General features: G+C 64.0%; 15 protein-coding genes and 1 pseudogene. 7 read left to right on the plus strand and 9 right to left on the minus strand.

The window, feature by feature from the left end; translation table 11 throughout:
* Positions 1–313 precede the first annotated feature (313 nt).
* Both HZY77_RS09835 and HZY77_RS09840 read left to right on the plus strand, forming a co-directional pair.
* Complete coding sequence (locus HZY77_RS09835) at positions 314–2485, plus strand: bifunctional diguanylate cyclase/phosphodiesterase (RefSeq protein WP_296814174.1); 2172 nt, start codon at positions 314–316, stop codon at positions 2483–2485.
* Entirely contained in the window at positions 2475–3338 is an 864-nt protein-coding gene (locus tag HZY77_RS09840) for a hypothetical protein (RefSeq protein ID WP_296814176.1), read from the plus strand. Before HZY77_RS09835 ends, HZY77_RS09840 begins: the two co-directional genes overlap by 11 nt.
* Before the next feature lie 70 nt (positions 3339–3408).
* Here the strand turns inward: HZY77_RS09840 and HZY77_RS09845 are convergent, their stop codons facing one another.
* The 5 genes from HZY77_RS09845 to HZY77_RS09865 all read right to left on the minus strand — a co-directional run bounded on the left by HZY77_RS09845 (position 3409) and on the right by HZY77_RS09865 (position 6612).
* Complete coding sequence (locus HZY77_RS09845) at positions 3409–4167, minus strand: anti-sigma factor (RefSeq protein WP_296814178.1); 759 nt, start codon at positions 4165–4167, stop codon at positions 3409–3411.
* Positions 4164–4667 (minus strand): sigma-70 family RNA polymerase sigma factor, encoded by a 504-nt coding sequence (locus HZY77_RS09850; protein ID WP_296814180.1) that lies wholly within the window; start codon positions 4665–4667, stop codon positions 4164–4166. Before HZY77_RS09850 ends, HZY77_RS09845 begins: the two co-directional genes overlap by 4 nt.
* Positions 4651–5025, minus strand: a complete 375-nt coding sequence (locus HZY77_RS09855) for a hypothetical protein (protein ID WP_296660062.1) — start codon at positions 5023–5025, stop codon at positions 4651–4653. The genes HZY77_RS09850 and HZY77_RS09855 overlap by 17 nt, the downstream gene beginning before the upstream one ends.
* A 794-nt stretch (positions 5026–5819) precedes the next feature.
* On the minus strand, positions 5820–6113 hold the full coding sequence (locus tag HZY77_RS09860; RefSeq protein ID WP_296814182.1) for a coiled coil domain-containing protein: 294 nt from the start codon (positions 6111–6113) through the stop codon (positions 5820–5822).
* Between the two features lies 1 nt (position 6114).
* Positions 6115–6612 carry a hypothetical protein gene (locus HZY77_RS09865; RefSeq protein ID WP_296814185.1) on the minus strand — a complete coding sequence of 166 codons (498 nt, stop codon included), beginning with the start codon at positions 6610–6612 and terminating at the stop codon, positions 6115–6117.
* 125 nt (positions 6613–6737) lie between these two features.
* Here HZY77_RS09865 and HZY77_RS09870 point away from each other — a divergent pair, with 125 nt between their 5' ends.
* The 4 genes from HZY77_RS09870 (at position 6738) to HZY77_RS09885 (ending at position 11074) form a co-directional block, all read left to right on the plus strand.
* On the plus strand, positions 6738–7445 hold the full coding sequence (locus HZY77_RS09870; protein WP_296814187.1) for a YceH family protein: 708 nt from the start codon (positions 6738–6740) through the stop codon (positions 7443–7445).
* 172 nt (positions 7446–7617) lie between these two features.
* Entirely contained in the window at positions 7618–8097 is a 480-nt protein-coding gene (locus HZY77_RS09875) for a YbhB/YbcL family Raf kinase inhibitor-like protein (RefSeq protein ID WP_296814189.1), read from the plus strand.
* Between the two features lie 261 nt (positions 8098–8358).
* Positions 8359–9231, plus strand: a complete 873-nt coding sequence (locus HZY77_RS09880) for a patatin-like phospholipase family protein (protein ID WP_296814191.1) — start codon at positions 8359–8361, stop codon at positions 9229–9231.
* Between the two features lie 40 nt (positions 9232–9271).
* A complete protein-coding gene (locus tag HZY77_RS09885) occupies positions 9272–11074 on the plus strand; it encodes an ABC transporter transmembrane domain-containing protein (RefSeq protein ID WP_296820882.1) in 1803 nt (600 codons plus the stop codon).
* A 1205-nt stretch (positions 11075–12279) separates the two neighbouring features.
* Here HZY77_RS09885 and HZY77_RS09890 read toward each other — a convergent pair.
* The 3 genes from HZY77_RS09890 to HZY77_RS09900 all read right to left on the minus strand — a co-directional run bounded on the left by HZY77_RS09890 (position 12280) and on the right by HZY77_RS09900 (position 14316).
* Positions 12280–12891, minus strand: coding sequence for an SCO family protein (locus tag HZY77_RS09890; RefSeq protein ID WP_296814193.1), 612 nt, complete (start codon positions 12889–12891; stop codon positions 12280–12282).
* Positions 12888–13346: a copper chaperone PCu(A)C gene (locus tag HZY77_RS09895; protein WP_296814195.1), complete on the minus strand. Its 459-nt coding sequence runs from the start codon at positions 13344–13346 to the stop codon at positions 12888–12890. Before HZY77_RS09895 ends, HZY77_RS09890 begins: the two co-directional genes overlap by 4 nt.
* Before the next feature lie 97 nt (positions 13347–13443).
* Complete coding sequence (locus HZY77_RS09900) at positions 13444–14316, minus strand: cytochrome c oxidase assembly protein (protein WP_296814197.1); 873 nt, start codon at positions 14314–14316, stop codon at positions 13444–13446.
* Between the two features lie 416 nt (positions 14317–14732).
* On the opposite strand from HZY77_RS09900, the pseudogene HZY77_RS09905 reads away from it, so the two are divergent.
* Positions 14733–15969 (plus strand): annotated as a pseudogene (locus tag HZY77_RS09905) (ISL3 family transposase).
* 307 nt (positions 15970–16276) lie between these two features.
* Here HZY77_RS09905 and HZY77_RS09910 read toward each other — a convergent pair.
* Entirely contained in the window at positions 16277–17602 is a 1326-nt protein-coding gene (locus tag HZY77_RS09910; protein WP_296814198.1) for a HipA domain-containing protein, read from the minus strand.
* Positions 17603–17889: the final 287 nt, after the last annotated feature.

A 17889-nucleotide genomic window follows, 5' to 3' on the forward strand; every position in this document is an offset into this window, starting at 1 on the left:
CATCTCGCATACCGGATTCCGATGGCACATCTATTGCTCTCTGATGTTCAACGGGAATAGCGGCGCTTGTCGTCTGCATCGCCCGCAGGAGGCCAGGGTGTTCCGATCCCGTCGACAGGCGAGGGCCACGGCGGGACAAACACCCGGAAGTACGCGTCCCCTGTGCTCCCGGGACCTGCAAACCCGATATTTCCACGGAGTACACCATGCGCCAGAACCGCCTGCCGAAGCGATTGCTCGCCACCGCAACCGACATCCCTGCCGGCGAATGGCCACGCCATCTGACGAACGCTGCGACGCTTCCCTGCATTCCATGAATAGGGTCGAAAACCTGCAGCCCATCGAGCCGGACATGACGGATCCGACGGCGCCGCTCAACGTCACGCGCCTGCTCACCACCATCACTGACAACCTGGTCGGGATGATCTACCGCTGCCGCATCGATGCCATCTGGACGATGGAATACGTCAGCGAAGGCTGCCACAAGCTCACCGGCTACCGCCCCGACGAACTGGTGTTCAACAACCGCGTGTCCTATGACCAGATGACCCTGCCCGAGGATCGCGAGCACGTCGCCCGCACGATCCGCGCCGCCCTCGCGGCCAACGAAGCCTTCGACGTGGAATACCGCATCCGCCGTGCCGACGGAAAGATGCGCTGGGTCCTGGAGCGCGGTGTCGGGCTGTACGACCAATACGGCCACCTGGCCTGGATCGAGGGATTCATCCAGGACATTTCCGAGCGCATGGCCGCCAACGAAGCGCTGCACGAAGCGGTGCGGCGCTATCGCAGCATTTTCGAGCACGCCACCGAGGGGATCTTCCAGACCACGCCGGAGGGCCGCTACCTCAATGCCAATCCGGCGCTTGCGCACATCTACGGCCACGCCTCGCCGGGCGAACTGGTTGCGCACCTGCACGACATCCAGCGTCAGCTCTATGTGCTGCCGGAACGGCGCGCCGAATTCGTGCGATTGATGCAGGCGCATGGCGTGGTGCGCAATTTCGAATCGCAGGTATACCGGCACGACGGCCGCATCATCTGGATTTCCGAGAATGCGCGCGTGGTGCGCGATGCCGACGGCAGCGTGCAGTTCTTCGAAGGCACCGTGGTCGACATCACCGAGCGCAAGCAGCACGAAGCCGTGCTCGAACACCAGGCCAGCCATGACAGCCTGACCGGCCTGCCCAACCGCTCGCTGCTGCGCGACCGCATCGAACAGGCCATCGTCAAGGCGCAGCGCGACCATCATCTGGTGGCGGTGGTGTTCGTCGATCTCGATCACTTCAAACTGATCAACGACAGCCTCGGCCACCATGTCGGCGACCGCCTGCTGCTGGAAGTCGCCGACCGCCTCATCGCCTGCGTCCGCAGCCACGACAGCGTGGCGCGCCAGGGCGGCGACGAGTTCGTCCTGGTCCTCACCGAACTGCACGAGGAAAATGAAATCCTCGCCATCGTCAGCCGCCTGCTGGAAGTCATTTCACAACCCTGGATGGACGAGGGCCAGGAATACGGGCTCAGCTGCAGCGTCGGCATCAGTTGCTACCCACAGGACGGCGGCGATCCGGACGCCCTCCTGCGCTGCGCCGATGCCGCCATGTACAAGGCCAAGGCATCCGGCCGCAGCACCTATCACTTCTATACGCCCGAACTGAACCAGGCGATCAGCGAACGCCTCGAACTGGAAAACAGCCTGCGTCACGCACTGGAGCGCGAGGAATTCCGCGTCTACTACCAGCCCCGCATCGACGTCGCCAGCGGCCACATCATCGGCGCAGAAGCCCTGATCCGCTGGGATTGCCCAGGCAAGGGCATCATCCCGCCCGACAGCTTCATCTCAATCGCCGAGGAAACCGGACTGATCATTCCGATCGGGCAATGGATCCTGGAGGAGGCCTGCCGCCAGAACAGCGCCTGGCAGCGCGCCGGACTGCCGCCCATCAACGTGTCGGTGAACCTGTCGCCCATCCAGTTCCGCCATACCGGGCTGGTGCAGGCGGTGGCATCCGCCCTGACGCAAGCCGGACTCGACCCGGCCTTCCTGGAACTGGAACTGACCGAGTCCTTCGTCATGCACGATGCCGAGCGCATCAATGTCGCCATGAAGTCGCTGAAGACGCTGGGCGTCGACATTGCGGTGGACGATTTCGGCACCGGCTATTCCAGCCTCAGCTATCTCAAGCGTTTTCCCGTCGACCGCCTCAAGGTCGACAAAAGCTTCGTGCGCGACATCGACAGCGATCCCGACGATGCCGCCATCGTGCGGGCCATCATCACGCTCGGCCATGCGCTCGGGCTCAAGGTGGTGGCCGAAGGCGTGGAAACCCTTGCGCACCTCGAGTTCCTGCGCCAGCACGGTTGCGACGAGCTGCAAGGCTACTACTTCAGCCGTCCGATCCCCGCGCTCGAAATGGAAGCCTTGCTGTGCGCCGGCGGCGCCAGCCAAACCGACATGAACCATCCGGATGAGCATGAATCGTAACGACCTAGGCCTTGCCGGCGCCTTGCGCGATCTGTCACGGCGCTACTTCGCTCCCCAGGCCGACATGGCAGTAGCCCCCGCGCCGGTTCCCAACGCCTATCTCGGCGTGTGGCGCCGCAGCCTGCTGGAAACTCCCAATCTACGCGACACGCACAGCCACGTCTTCTGGCTGCAGACGCCGCGCTGGCATGCCGACCTGCGCCTCCCTGCCGGGCGGCCGGACTTCTCCGGCGTCGACAGCCTCGCCGAATGCAGCGTCGCCCAGCTGGCCTGGCTGGCGCGCCAGCAGGGGTTTTGCGGCGTCACCCAGATCGATGGCGAACGTTGCACCTGGCATCGCCAGATGGATTTCCAACCTTCCAACGGCAACCGCGACATCGGCCGCATGGTCTTCGACGGCGAACGCCTGACCGAAACCGGTATCGAGGCCGACTACCTGGAGACCTGGGTACGCCTGCCGCCCAGCCGCGGCGGCACCGCCGCACTCGAGCTCGTGATGGAAGCGGGCGAACAGCCCGTCCGCCCGGCCTGGCTGCTCGTCGCCGGGGCCTGCTTCATGTATGTGCAAGGCCGCCCCTATTCGCTGCCCGATGCGCCCGACCTGCCGCACCTCATCGCGAGGATGCAGCCATCGCATGCGCAATGGATCGAATGGCTGGATGTCGAAATCAGCTTCGGCTATCGCATGGGCCCGAATCCCTGGCGTATCGAACATTCCACCCTGCCGTTTCGCGAAGAGACCTTCCTTACCCGCCCCGGCGCCATCCGCCGCCTGGGGTACCAGATCGCCGTCGAAGGCAGCCGCGAACGGCGCTGGCGGATACTGGACTGGAGCCTTGGCGCTGCGCTCTGAGTGCGTCCGTCCAGCGCCGATGCGCGCGGGAGCGGACGACAGCTGCCCGCAGGCCTCCGCAATGCTTCGATCAACCGCCCATCATCTGACGATAGGCCGCGTCGGCCAGTTTTTGCATGTCCTGATGCGCGATCTGGCCGGACAGGGCATAGCCGAAATCGCGGTCGATCCAGTAGAACACCTCGACGCCGTTTTCGGTGACGTGGCGGAACGCCGTCTCGCGATTGCCCGTCACGGCGCGCCGCACATAGAGCGTGACGCGATGCCCGCCCGCATCCTGGTACATGAACTGTGCCACCGGGCCGGATTCGCCCGCCAGCAGGCGCCCGCCCAGCAGTTCGAAACCGAGCGCACCGAATTCCGGCGCCTTGATCGGTACGCCGACGCGCTTGGAAAGCCAGCTCACCAGATGCGCGGCGTGGGCCGCATCCACCTCGACCGGGTGCCGCGCCTCGGNGCTGAACACCGCATGCGCGATCGCTGCATCGCGGGCGAAATGCAACGGCACCGGGACGGGTTGATCCTCTCTGAGGCCGATGCCGTAGCCGATCAGGCCGCTGGCGGCCAATGCAAGCGCCGCCGCCATCGCCCGCCACGGCGCACGGACCGGCCGGCGGCGCGCCGCACGTACCAGGTCGATCGGCAAGGGTTCGTTGAGCACGCCATCGAATGCGGCATGCAGCGCCTGGTTCTGTCCAGCCCATGCCTGTACCCGCGCGGCGTCCTCCGGATGCGCAGCCAGCCAAGCCTCGACGTCCAGGCGCCGCGCCTCGGGCAGCGCGCCATCCACATAGGCATGCAAATCGTCCTCGCGCACAGGATCCGTCATTTCACCACCTTCAACTGTACGGCGGGCGCCCCCGCCAGCATGTGTCGCATCCGCTCGCGCGCACGGGCGAGACGCGACATGATCGTGCCGACCGGCACGCCCAGCACCTGGGCAGCCTCGGCATAGGAAAACTGTTCCAGCCCGACCAGCAGGATCACTTCCCGTTGCTCATCGGGCAAGCGCACCAGCGCCGCGTGCATGTCGCGCGCCGCCAGCGCTTCCATCTGTCCGCCGCTCACCGGGATGTCCAGAGCCTCGTCGAGCGCCGTGTCCTGCGGGCGGCGGGTCCGCAACTGGTTCACGAACAGATTGTGCATCAGCGTGAACAGCCAGGCGCGCAGGTCGCTGCCGGGCTGCCACAGGTCGAGCCTGGCCAGCGCGCGTTCGAGCGTGTCCTGCACCAGATCGTCGGCACGCACGACATCGCCCGTCAGCGCCCGGGCGTAGCGGCGCAGACGGGGCAGGTGCTCGATCAGGTCCGGCTTAGGGTTTAGCCGCATGCCACACGTTCTTCACGCCGTCGCCCGTGGTATCGCCAGGCTTCTGGTCCTTGACCCAGCGATACAGCGGCTTGCCCTTGTAGGCCCACTGGCGGCTGCCGTCGTCGCGGGTAATGATGCTGTAGTCGCCGCTCGCCTTGTCGCCGGCCGTTGCCATCAGCGGCGGCCAGTTCGTCGCGCAATCGCCGTTGCACGCGCTCTTGCCGGAGCCGGCGGCATCCTTGTCGAACACATACAGCGTCATGCCGTCGGCATTGGTCAGCACGCCCGATTGCATGGCCACGGGCGCGGCGTTCGGCGTCGCACAGGCAACGAGCAGGGCCAGGCCCGCCAGGGAGGAAGTGAATGCGGTTTTCATGGGAAGTCCTTTTCTCGAAAATGGAGGGATGCAGTCAGCCTGCATGGACGTAAACACCGGGACGCCCCGGTTTATTCCATCGCCACGAAAATTTATCCAGCCCGATCGACAACCGCATTATCCTGCGATGCGGCAGGACGCGCTTCCAACCCGGATTCTCGGCTATACCAAGTGGGACTGCCCAGAAAGGACACCATGCCGGACACACTCAAGACCGCGGTGATTGCCGCGCTGGAAGACCAGGACGTCCGTCGTGCCATGACGGAAAACATGCAACAGGCTGTCCAGGGGACGCTCCAGACCGCCCTGCCCGCAGTAGTGAAAGCCGCTGTGCTTGGCACGCAACAGGCCGCTGACCAGAANAAAGGCGATCCCTACCGCACCACCCTCTATTTCCTGGCCGGCCTCATTGCCTTCTGCCTGGCGGTCATCACCGGGGTTTTCAACGCCTTTCCCGATCCGCCCGCCGACACCGGCGATGTCGTCTACCGCATGCTGGGCGGCGTGCTCGCGTGGATCTCGATCACGGCGCTGGTCGCCACCGTGTGCATGGCCGTCGTCCAGATTCTCAAATACAGGCACCGCAAGGACGCCAACGCGCAGGATCCGGACACGGCCACGCTGGCGCTGCTCATGGGCATTCCGACGCTCTTCGGCGCCATGGCCGTCAGTTATTGCGTCCGCGGGGGCATGGCTGTTCTGCACGGCAGCACGGAACTGGTCGGGCTGCTGGATGCACTCTGCAAGCTCATTCGTTTCTGAGGCGCCGATTTGAGCTGAGCCGCGCCGAGCGGCTACTTATTTCCCAGGCGGGACCGGGCGGATTCGAGCGCCTCGCCGATGGCATCCCATGCCAGTTCGACGCCGGCTTTCATATCCTGCCAGGCGCCCTCGCTCGCAGTGCGCAACGACTCCAGCCTGGTGCGCGCCTCGTCCTGCTGGGTGCGCAGCGTAGCGATCTGCTTCTGATACGCGTCGCGCGCGCCCGCCTCGGCATGCTCCATCCTGGCCGCCAGCGCATCGATCTCGGCATTGCCCTTGTCCAGCAGGGAATGCATCTTGCGCACATATTCGTCACGGGTACTCATGTCAGTGTCCTTTCGTTTCGGTTGCATTCCGCGCAAGCGCGCGGTCGATCTTGTCGTCCATCTCGCCGACCAGTGCGGCAAGGCCATTGGCGGCTTCGTTCATGGATTGCCGCATCGACTGTTCCATCTTGTCCATATGGATATCAGCTTGCCCGATCGCATCGCGCAACTGCGCGAATTCATGCGTGACCTGAGCACGCAATTCGTTCAGGCGCGAAGCTTCGGCGCTTTCCGCAAGTTTGCGCTGGGCCTGCAATTCCTGATTGTGTCGACGCGACTCCATCAACATGTTCGTGCGCAACATCAGGGCATAGAGGACAAACAGCGCCACCAACACCAGCGTCACGCCCAGCAGGATCACCCCGAGCGGCCCTTCGACGTGGAAGGCCACGAACGACAGCAGGGTGGGGGCGGTCAGCACCGACCAGTTGGCCAAAGTGAAGCCCGCCAACAGAAACAAGGCCACCAGGATGACTGCGCCGAGTACGTTCATTGCCATTCCTTCACTTCTTGTAGGGGTACACCCAGTATAGACGTGCGAGGAAACAGGCTGCCTGCGCACGGTTCACGCCGATCATCCGCGAGCGTTCTTATCCGGCAAGCTGTCCGCCGCCTCGGGGCATAATGACTACTCTCGATATTTCCGGCTCCATCATGACCCTCCCGCGCCTGCCCGTCCTGTCCCTGCTCGAAACCCGCGTCCTCGGCGTGCTCTGCGAAAAGCAGCACACCGTACCCGACACTTATCCGCTGTCGCTCAATGCCCTGGTGGCCGGCTGCAACCAGAAGACCAGCCGCCATCCCATCATGGAGGCCAGCGAGGCCGAGGTGCAGGCCGCCATCGACGCGCTCAAGGGACCCGCCCTGGTCATCGAGTCCAGCGGCGGCCGCGTGACGCGCTACGCCCACAACATGGAAAAAGTCCTGCGCCTGCCTGCCCAGTCCGTCGCGCTGCTCACCGTGCTGATGCTGCGCGGCCCGCAAACCGCGGGCGAGTTGCGCATCAACAGCGAACGCCTGCATCGCTTTGCCGACATCTCGGCAGTGGAAGCCTTTCTGCAGGAACTGGCCGAACGGCCCGATGGCGCCCTGGTGACCGAACTGCCGCGCCAGCCCGGCTCGCGCGAAAACCGCTGGGCGCATCTGCTCAGCGGCACCCCGGATATCGAGGCAATTCCGGCAGCGCCTGCCGCTGCATTCGAACCCGGCGACACCGCCAGCATCGGTGAAATCGCCGCGCTCAAGGCACATGTGGCGCGACTGGAAACCGAGATCGACGCCTTGAAGGGATTGGTGGGTAGACTATGCGAGGAACTCGGCGTGCAGCCCTGAAAGGGGCCGCGCGTTGCGCGCCCCACGCACACAGCCGGCCTGACTGTCTATATTTCATTCAAACTGAACGAATGGATGACGCATGCCGGATTGGGTACGCAACTCGATGGGGGCGGTCATCGCCCTCGCTCTGGCAGGCGGGATCGCATATGCCACGGAAAGGCACACGACTATGGAACTGACTTCAAGCGCATTCGCCCCGAACACCGATATTCCCAGCCTGCATACCTGCGAGGGCAGCGACCTGTCGCCCCCGCTGGCGTGGACCGGCGTACCGGCCGAGACCCGAAGCCTGGCGCTGATCGTCGACGACCCCGATGCACCCGACCCGGCTGCGCCGAAAACGACCTGGGTGCACTGGGTGCTCTACAACCTCCCGCCCAGCACCCCCGGACTCGCCGCCGGCATGACCACGACGCGGCTGCCGGCCGGCACGCGCGAAGGTCTCAACGACTGGCAGCGCACAGACTATGGCGGCCCCTGCCCGCCCATCGGCCGCCATCGCTACGTCTTCAAGCTATACGCACTCGACACCCGACTGCCGGTTTTCTGGTCGGCGACCAAGGCCACACTGGAAAAGGCGATGCAGGGCCACATCCTGGCGCAGAGCGAATTGGTGGGGTATTACAANAAGTCAGGCAGGCGCTCGTAGATCGCTGGAAAGTCGTTTTTTGTTCCGGCCGATTGGCCAAGTAGCGGCAATATGCCGAAGTGAATGCTGGCGCCGATCGTCATCGCAAAAATACTCCACGCAAGCCCCGCGCCGGATCCTGGCTCTTGCCGCAGGATCTGATTAGATTAAGGCGTATTCATTTCGGCAGCCGATTCCGGCTTCCCGAAATGCTTAGCGACTGGCTACCTGGTTCGACCGCCATCCTCCATAATCCGGCATCCTGAAAGTCTGGTTAATTCCATGCGCCGCCTCGCCCTGCTCCTCTTCACTGCCCTGCTCACCGCCTGCGCCGTGCCGCCACCGGTGCCGACAGTACCCGTCCCGACGCCGAAACCGCCGCTCAAGATCGCGCTGGTCCTGGGCGGCGGCGCAGCGCGCGGCTTTGCCCACATCGGCGTGATCAAGGCGCTGGAAGCCCAGGGCATCGTGCCCAGCATGGTGGTGGGCACCAGCGCAGGATCGGTGGTGGGCGCGCTCTATGCCTCGGGCATGAACGGATTCGAGCTGCAGAAGCAGGCGCTGGACATCCAGGAGACCATGGTGACGGACTGGGTCATGCCCAACCGGGGCGTGTTGAAGGGCGAGGCGCTGCAGGACTTCATCAACCGGCAGGTGAAGAACCAGCCCATCCAGAGGCTGCCGAAACCTTTGGGCGTGGTGGCCACCGATCTGCAAAGCGGCGAGATGGTGCTCTTCCGCCAGGGAAACACGGGCATGGCGGTTCGCGCGTCCAGCGCCGTGCCGGGCGTGTTCCAGCCCGTCGAGATCAACGGCCGCGATTACGTGGACGGCGGCCTCACCTCGCCGGTGCCAGCCCAGGCCGCGCGCGCCATGGGGGCGGACTTCGTCATCGCCGTGGACATTTCCAACGTCAACCGCCGCGACAAGCTCGCCGGCACGCTGGACGTACTGCTGCAGACCTTCGCCATCATGGGCCATACGATCAGCCGCCACGAGCTGGAAGACGCGGATGTCGTCATCCGGCCGAAGACCGCCACCGTGAGCAGCACCGATTTCGCGGATCGCAATCTCGCCATCCTGGAAGGCGAGAAGGCCGCCGCCGCCGTCATGCCCGAACTCAAGGCCAAGCTCGCCCGGGCCCAGCAGCGCTGAAAACGGGTTTCCCGCACGCCGGGGAACGAGTTGGACAATAATTGGGGATGACCCCGGCTCCCCCACCTCCGCGGCCAGCCCCCGCCCCCTGTCGGCGCTGGCTGGCCTGTGGCCTTTCCTGCGGCCCTACCGGGCCCGGCTTGCACTGGCCTTCGTGCTGTTGTGTCTCGGTTCCGGCACCATCCTGCTGGTGCCGCTGGCGTTTCGCGATCTCATCGACTTCGGCTTCGGCCAACCGGTGCAACCGAGCGGTGGCCTGCTTGGCGCCTTGAGCCTGAACGGACATTTCGTCGTCCTGTTCGGCCTCGCGTGCATCTGGGCACTCGCCGTCGCGGCGCGCTACTACACCGTGGCCTGGATCGGCGAGCGGGCGACGGCGGATCTGCGCAGCGCCGTCTACGCGCGCGTACTGGCGCAATCGCCGCAATTCTTCGAGACCCTGCAGACCGGCGAGGTGCTGTCGCGGCTGACCGGCGACACGACGCTGGTGCAGACCGTGGTCGGCAGTTCCATTTCGATGGGCCTGCGCAGCCTGTTCCAGTTCATCGGCGGCATGATCATGCTGGCCGTCACCAGCCTCTATCTGTTTTCGCTCAACCTCGGCCTGATGGCGCTGCTGACGCTGCCCATCCTCGCCATTGGCCGCAAGGTCAAGAAACTCTCGCGGGAATCGCAGGACAAGATCGCCGACGCCTCGGCGCTGGCAGGCGAGATTCTCAACGCCATGCCGACGGTGCAGGCCTATACGCAGGAACAGCAGGAAGCCCGAAGGTTTTCCGAACGCACCGAAGCCAGCTTCGTCACCGCGATCCGACGCACGCGCGTGCGCGCCGCGCTCACGGCGCTGATCATCACTGCCGTGATGGGGACGATCATCTTCGTCCTGTGGATCGGCGCCCGTCAGGTGCACGACGGCATCCTGACCGGCGGCCAGCTCGCTTCTTTTGTCCTCTACGCGGCGCTGGTGGCCGGCGGCGTCGGCACTCTGTCGGAAGTGTGGGGCGACGTGATGCGCGCCGCCGGGGCGACGGAACGGCTGCTCGATCTGCTGCACGCCGAATCGGCCATCCACGAGGCCCCCAGCCCGCAAGCGCCGGCTCAGCCGGCCCGAGCGGCGATCCGCTTCGATCACGTCACGTTCCGCTACCCCGCCCGTCCGGACATCGACGCGCTCCACGACATCCGCCTCGACATCGCGCCGGGCGAAAGCGTCGCGCTGGTCGGTCCGTCCGGCGCCGGCAAGACCACGCTGTTCCAGCTGCTGCTGCGCTATTACGAGGTATCCGAAGGGGCGATCCGGCTCAACGGGCAGGACATCCGCCAGCTGAGCCTGCACGACCTGCGCCAGGGCATCGCCATCGTGCCGCAGGACCCGGTGATNTTTTCGGCCAACGCCCTGGAAAACATCCGCTATGGCCGTGCCACGGCCAGCGACGAAGACGTCCTCCAGGCGGCCCAGGCTGCCTTGGTGGACGAATTCATCGAACGCCTGCCCGAGGGTTACCAGACCTTCCTCGGCGAACGCGGCACCCGCCTGTCCGGCGGCCAGCGCCAGCGCATCGCGATTGCGCGCGCCATCCTGAAGGGCGCGCCGCTGCTGCTGCTCGACGAGGCCACCAGCGCCCTCGACGCGGAATCGGAAGCCCTTGTGCAGCAAGGCCTCGGCGCCGCCATGCAGGGGCGCACCACGCTGGTCATTGCGCACCGGCTGGCCACGGTGCAGAAAGTCGACCGTATCGTGGTGATGGACGGCGGCCGCATCGTGGAAACCGGCACCCCGGAGGATCTGCGCAGGCAGGGCGGGCTCTACGCGCGGCTGGCCGCGCTGCAGCTCAACCAGTGACCGGCCGCGTCCTGGTCGCTGCATTCAGTTATTCCAGAACGGGCCGATACCCCTACTAAGAACGACACCGATGCGAGACCTGCTTGAACGCTTCNCCCGCCCCTGCTGCGAGCCCACGCTCCCGCGAACCGACTGACGCGCCGGCTGCGGAGGAAACCCTGGCTGCGCATGCCAGGCGTGCCTTGCGCACCCGGGTGCGTACCCGGATCACGGCCGTGCTCGACGCCGGCATCGGCTTCCTGCAACGCCTGCGCACGAAAGCCGGCGGGGAGCCGGAGAAGGCCGACGACGCCGATGACAGGCGCGGTGCCCGGCCGGACCGCTCGGAGACGCGGCGCGGCGCATCGGCAGCCCCGGCCGAGACACCCGTCGAAGCCCCCAAGCCCAAACGCCGTCTGCGCGCACTCCTGATTTATGTCAGCGTGCTCCTGGTCGGCGGCGCCGGCGGCGGCGCCCTTGCCTATACCCTGTTCCAGCAACAGCTCGACCAGGTGCTCAACGACAATCTGCGCCAGGAAGCCGCGCGCGCGAAAACCCGGCCCAGCGCCGACATCCAGAAGGCGTTCGACACCGAGCAGACCCAGCGCGCCGACGCCGAGAAGAAACTGGCGGCGTCACTCGCCGCCTACTCGACCGCCACCTCCGACGCCCATCGCCAGCTCGAAAGCCTGATCGGCGAGCAGGTCGCGGAGAACCGGCGCCTGCAGGCAGCCCTGGCCGATTCGACCCAGTCCAGCGCGGAAACGCACAAAGCGCTGACGGAAGAACAGGCCAAGCGCACCGCGGCAGAGGAAAAGCTCGCCGAGACCTCGAAGGCCATGGCCGAAAAACAAAAGCAGCTCGACGCGGCGGAAAAGCAGCTGGCCGCGCACAACGTCGCCGAAACCTCGCCCGGCGCCCGGCGGGACCTGCTGGCCAGCCGCAGCCCCCGCGACGAGTCGGGAAGCCGTCCGCTCAAGACAGGCAACTGCACGCTCGGCACAAACAACGTCAACGCGCTGAAGAACTGTATCGCGGACTTCAACCGCTAAGAAAACGCTGAAAAAGTGGGTTTTCTGGGGGTTCGACAAGCCTGTCCTGAGCTGCGCCGAAGGGCTCACCACGAACGAAATCCACTACTTGCCGTTCGTCCTGAGCTTGTCGAAGGACGTGTTCAGCGTTTCCCTCAGTCTAATGGCCGATCTACAAGGGAAGCCCCCGCGCGCTCACGCTCCGCCGATGAGTTGCTGCACGTCGTGGGCAATGGCCGCCGCGCTGCTGGAGGATTCCGCCATCAGCCGCGCCTTACCCTTGTCGTCGAAGATGAAGACCGCGCTGCTGTGGGTCGCTTCGTAGTTGCCGTGGGCATCCGGTTTGCCGAGGCTGTAGGTGACGCGATAGCGTTTGACCAGCTGGCGCAGTGCCGGGTCGTCGGTGCGAAGTCCGATGAATTCAGGCCCGAATGCCTCGGCGTAGCGCTTGAGCAGTGGCGGCGTATCGCGTTGCGGATCGACCGTCACGAACAATATCCGCACCTTGTCGGCAGCGGCCCCGAGTTTCGACAGCGCCTGGGACAGCGTGGCCAGCGTCGTGGGACACACGTCGGGACAATGCGTATAGCCAAAGTACAGCATGACGATCCTGCCGCGGTAGGTCTCTGCCGTGACGTGTCGCCCCGTGTCGTCCGTGAGCACGAACGCCAGCGGCGACACAATGCCGGTAATGTTGACCAGGTCCCAGGTTTTATCCTGGCCACAGCCGCTCAGCAGGGCCGCAAACGAACAGAACGCCGCAGCCAGGAAAATTCGCGTACGGGCAACAGGATTCCGGAGGCTCATTGCATGTCGGCGCCTCTGACCGCGAACATCACGTCCATCGAGCGCCCTCCGGAAAACGTCAATCGGATCGGCACCGCGTCGCCCTTGGCCAGCGTCCGGGTACGCCCCATCAACATCAGGTGGTAGCCGTCCGGCGTGAAATGCAGCGTCTGCCCGGGGCGCACCTTCAAGTCGCGTACCGGCATCATCCCCGTTTCGCCCCCGCGATGAACCGTGCGGTGCATCATCACGTCACCGAATACCGTGCTGGATGCGCCCGTGAGCGTGAGCGGTCGCGGCCCCGTGTTGGTCAGGTCGAAGTATCCGGCCAGCGGCAGATCGCCCGGCAGCCAGCGGATACGCGCATGCTCGACAGACGCGGGACTCCCCGCAGCCTGCGCCAGACCGGCAAACGCCATGCACAGTGCTGCGGCAAGCCATAGCAGCGGTTTTCGCGAAACATCCTTCAGGGACATAGTGCCTCCATTGATCGTGTGCGTGCTTATCCAGACCGATGATCGGGCCCATCGGGCAGACAACCCGACAGGCGGCGGCGTTTGCCCGAACACGGTTTCACTGCACCTCGACGCCAAGCTGCGGCTGCCTCGCCCGCTCGGAATGGCTATCGTTGCGCCACCGCCGCAATACGACCAGCGCGCCCACCGCGCTCATCATGGCGGCCGGGATCCAGGTGATCAAGCCGCCGATATCCTGATCGGTCATCGGGGCAATCGGCCAGGCACGGCCGCATACGCTGTAGCTGGTGTAAAGAATGGTGCTGCTCAAGGCGATGTAGGCGCCGATCGCGATCTGCGGCAGCATGATGGCCCACAGCATGATGATGCGGGTGCCATAGCCCAATGGCTTGAGACCGGTGTGCTTCTCCGGTCCCACGATCAGCCACCAGAACAGCAAGCCGTCGATCAGCATGCTCCAGTTCATGGCATCGTAACGCGCGAGACTGAGCATGGCCTTGAAATGAATGGACGGGATGAGCCAGAAACCGATCAGTCCCGTGAACAGAAGCGGGGCGACGACCGGATGCTGGAGGAGCCGGTATAGCCGCAGCGTCAGCGGATTATTGAACACGGGCACGAAGACCCGCCGACGCAGCCAGCGCGGTGTACCCAAAGCCATGGTCTCCAGCGGCGCCGCCAGCGCAATGAGAAACGGCCCCGCATGGTGCAGCACCAGATGCTGCAGGCGATGGATCCAGAACATGTGTTGGGACAGATAATCCAGATGCGCCTGCAGAAACCCATAGATAGAAGCCAGGCCAACGAAGAAAGCAGCGTTACGCCAGAATCCGGGCGACGTCGCCTCGCCACCCGCATGGCACAACCCGCGCGCATACACCAGCGCGCTGCCGGCACACAGCAGCAGCACCGTCGGAGAGAACTCCCAGGGGCTCAGAAAGAGGGCGATGGATTGCAGCAGCGAGTGCACCGTTTAAAAAGCCGTAGCAGTCCTCCATCCAGCGCCCTGCGCTGCTTGGACGCGCTGCCAAGTACGGATCAAACCCGGCACGCGTATGAAATCGAAGATGTCTTTTGCAGTGGCCAGGGCATCGTGTTCAGAGGCCACGCTGTACTTTTGCGATTATTCCGTCACGCGTTCTAGAGCGTCGCAGAAATCCGGAAGCATTCAGGTGACTCGTGGAAGGCGGGTTTTGTTCCTGATCGGGCCGCCCGACTTGGAGCAAGGGGCCCGGTTCGGGGACGAACTGGGTACCGGCATGCTGGAACAAATACTGGGAACGGTCTTGATTGCCGCTTCCGTGGACCTCGGTCTATTTTTACGCCTCTCTTGAAATCCGAGTGGGTAAGCTGACGTCATATTGACCAACCTGGATGAGTGAATTCATGACTGCCAAGCTGTTTGAAACTGCCCTTGGAATTGCCCCGCCGTGGACGGTGGCGTCGGTCGACTTCGACGAGTCGGCCAGGACCTTGACCGTGCTGATTGACTTCAAGGCTGGCAGCCGCTTCAAGGTCTCGGGCCATGAAGGCGTGCATCCGGTGCACGACACCGTGACCAAGACCTACCGGCACCTGAACTTCTTCCAGCATGAGTGCCATCTGCAGGTGCGCACGCCGCGAGTGAAGCTGCCCAATGGTTCGGTGCGACTGGTCGAGCCTGACTTTGCCGGGCGGCTGAATGGCTTCACGCTGCTGTTCGAAGCCTTCATCCTGATGCTGGCGCGCCAGATGCCGTTTGCCGCCGTGGCGCGCATCGTGGGCGAATCGTCCCACCGGGTGCTGGCGGTGTGCCAGAAGTACGTGGAGATGGCCTGCGGCCTGGCGGATCACTCCGGTGTCACGGCGCTGGCCATTGACGAGACCTCGCGCGCCCGAGGCCACAGTTATGTCACCCTGGCCGCAGACGCCGAGGCCAGGCGCGTGCTGTTCGTCACGGAAGGGCGCGACGCCCAGACCATTGCGCAACTGGCCGAGTATCTGGGCGACCATGGCTGCCCGGCCGGGAACATCGCCTCGGCGAGCATCGACATGTCGCCAGCCTTCATCGCCGGAGTCAGCCAGCATCTGCCCAATGCCCGCATCACCTTCGACAAGTTCCACGTCATCGGCCACGCCAGCACGGCGGTGGACAAGATGCGCCGCATCGAGCAGCGCACCGACAAGTCCCTCAAGGGCATGCGCTGGACGCTGCTCAAGGATGCCTCCCGGCTCAAGCCCGAGGCTGCTGCCGATCTTGACGCACTGATTGCCAGGATGACTGTCAAGCGCACGGCGCGCGCCTGGGTCTACAAGGAGCAACTGCGCGAAATCCTTGATCGCAAACAAATCAACGTCGTGCGCGCCATGCTGGAACACTGGTGCACTTGCGTCATGCGCTCCAAGGTCGAGCCGATGAAGGAGGTTGCCCGGATGATCCGATCCCATCTGGAAGGAATCGTGGCCTGGGCTCAGACACGGCAGACCAATGGATTTCTGGAGGCGATCAACGGCTTGTTCCAGGCCGCCAAGCGGCGTGCCCGTGGCTTNCACCCGCATCGACACAATCAAAACCGTCATCTTCCTGATCGCCGGCCGTCTCGATTTCCACGCCATTAACCCTCATGCAGAACAACCCACTTGAAATTCAACAGAGCCATTTTTACAGTCTCGAATCGGTCACGAGCGGAAGTTCAGATTGAATGCATGTCCGCCTCATGTTCGGCCTTTGCTGCCGTTCGAAGCCGTTAGCCGCAATGTCAGCAATATGTTAGTGAACGGAAATAGTGTCACTAGAAGCAATTACGTGGCACTGCGGTGAAAAAGGGCCAACCAGACAGGCTAGGCGTTAAGTTAAGGTGTTGAAAAGCGTTTGAGTAATTCCCACAATCCCCATAGGTTTTAGACCATGGGGGATTTCTTTGCCGATGATTTTGCCGGCGGTAAGTGGGCTACCGAGCCGAGTCCAGCATATCCTTGATGAGCGGGGCCAAGGTGAGCTGACGAGAGCACTCTGCCTCCACCACATCAGTGATTCGGCTGACCACTCCGCTCACTGCGCCGTCGCGAAGAACTTCCTCAGCCACTCTCGGCAGTTTAGCCCGAATGGTCTTGACGCTGCGCTCGAGTTCCCTGCGCACCAAAGTCGGGTTGGTTTTTGTGGCGATACAGAACTGGGCCCACTCGTAGGCCGATAGCTCCTCCGTGCTAAAGGCATCCCCGATGGCCATGGCATAGGTCTGGCTCACGTTGTCCGCTTGGTAGAGCGAGCCGCAAAGCAGGTCGTAGGCCGGCGCCTGCACCGGCCCAGCCGCGGTCATGTAGAACGAAAGGTTCTTTGCGTGGGCATCGGTATTGCCGAGGAGCACCTGGAACACCAGCCAGCGCAGCAGCTGCAATTTGGCCTTTGCGGGTTGCGGGCTTGCATGAGTGGCAGCGAAGAAGCGTGCAAGGGAGGCCCCATCCCGAATATCCTTAACATCAGGGCTGTCTCCATAGGGCCGCTCGTACTTGAAGCCACTTTGCAACCCCAGCAACTGACAGCCGTCAATCACGTGACGGCGGCGCACTGCCGTACCCTCCCGATACCGGTCGAAGCGAGTGATGCAGAGAACGGGCTCTGGCACCTGTTGCAGCGCTACAGCAGCGGTCTCCAGGCCACATGCGGCCGCCAGCCTCATGCAGAAGAATTCGTTCGAAGTGAGCCCGGCTAGCGCCGGATTGATTGGGTCCGGCTTCAGGATGTGAGTGGACGCCAAGTCGGGGCCCTCCACCAAGTACCAGACGCCCGCGTCGTCCAGCACGGCCAGCTTGTCCTGGAAGCCAGCGATGGACAGGCGCACCTTGCCATCCCATACCGTGAATGGCATTTGGGGACGTGCGCGTATCCGCTCGGAGAGTTCCTCACGGGTCAGCAGCCGGCGCCGCTCCTCTTCCCGCTGTTGTGCACCGGACATCACAAGGCGCACCGCCCCCGCGGTTTCACGCCCCAAGGCGATGAGCAGCCCGGTCAGATTGGCCTTCGATACCCGGTATGCGCTAGCGGCGTCATCCAGGGCCTGGCCTTCTGGAAGAAGGTTTTCAAAGAACTGTCGCACCCTCGCGCTGTGCTCATCTGGCGTCGACGGCGCTGGCGATAAGGGGAGCGTCGGACCTAGAGGATAGGCATGTGGCTGGCTCAGCCAGGCCGGGGCGTAATCGAAGGCAAATCGGTTGCTGCCAGGGTCATAAGACAACTCGCCTACGAAATCCAGATCTAGCCAAACATCAAGATGCATCCGAGACATCCTTCTTTCTTGTCTCAGGATTTGTACCTTCAGGCGCCTGCCAGCGTAGCTTGATGCCCAACCCGGTCAGCACCTTGAATGCCAGGGCCAAAGATATGGTGCCCTTACCTTTTCCAAATTCTGCAAGGTCTGCTTTGCTACTTGGAGGGTAAGGGCCGCCTCCTCCAGGGTCATACCGGTTGCTGTGCGAACCGCTCGCACAAGCACGCCGATATCCTCCGGGTTAGCGACGGCCGAATGGTCCGGGAGTGGGGTAACGGAGAGTTTGCGCATGTATA

The sequence above is a fragment of the Thiobacillus sp. genome, assembly GCF_013693775.1.
Taxonomy (GTDB): Bacteria; Pseudomonadota; Gammaproteobacteria; order Burkholderiales; family Thiobacillaceae; genus Thiobacillus.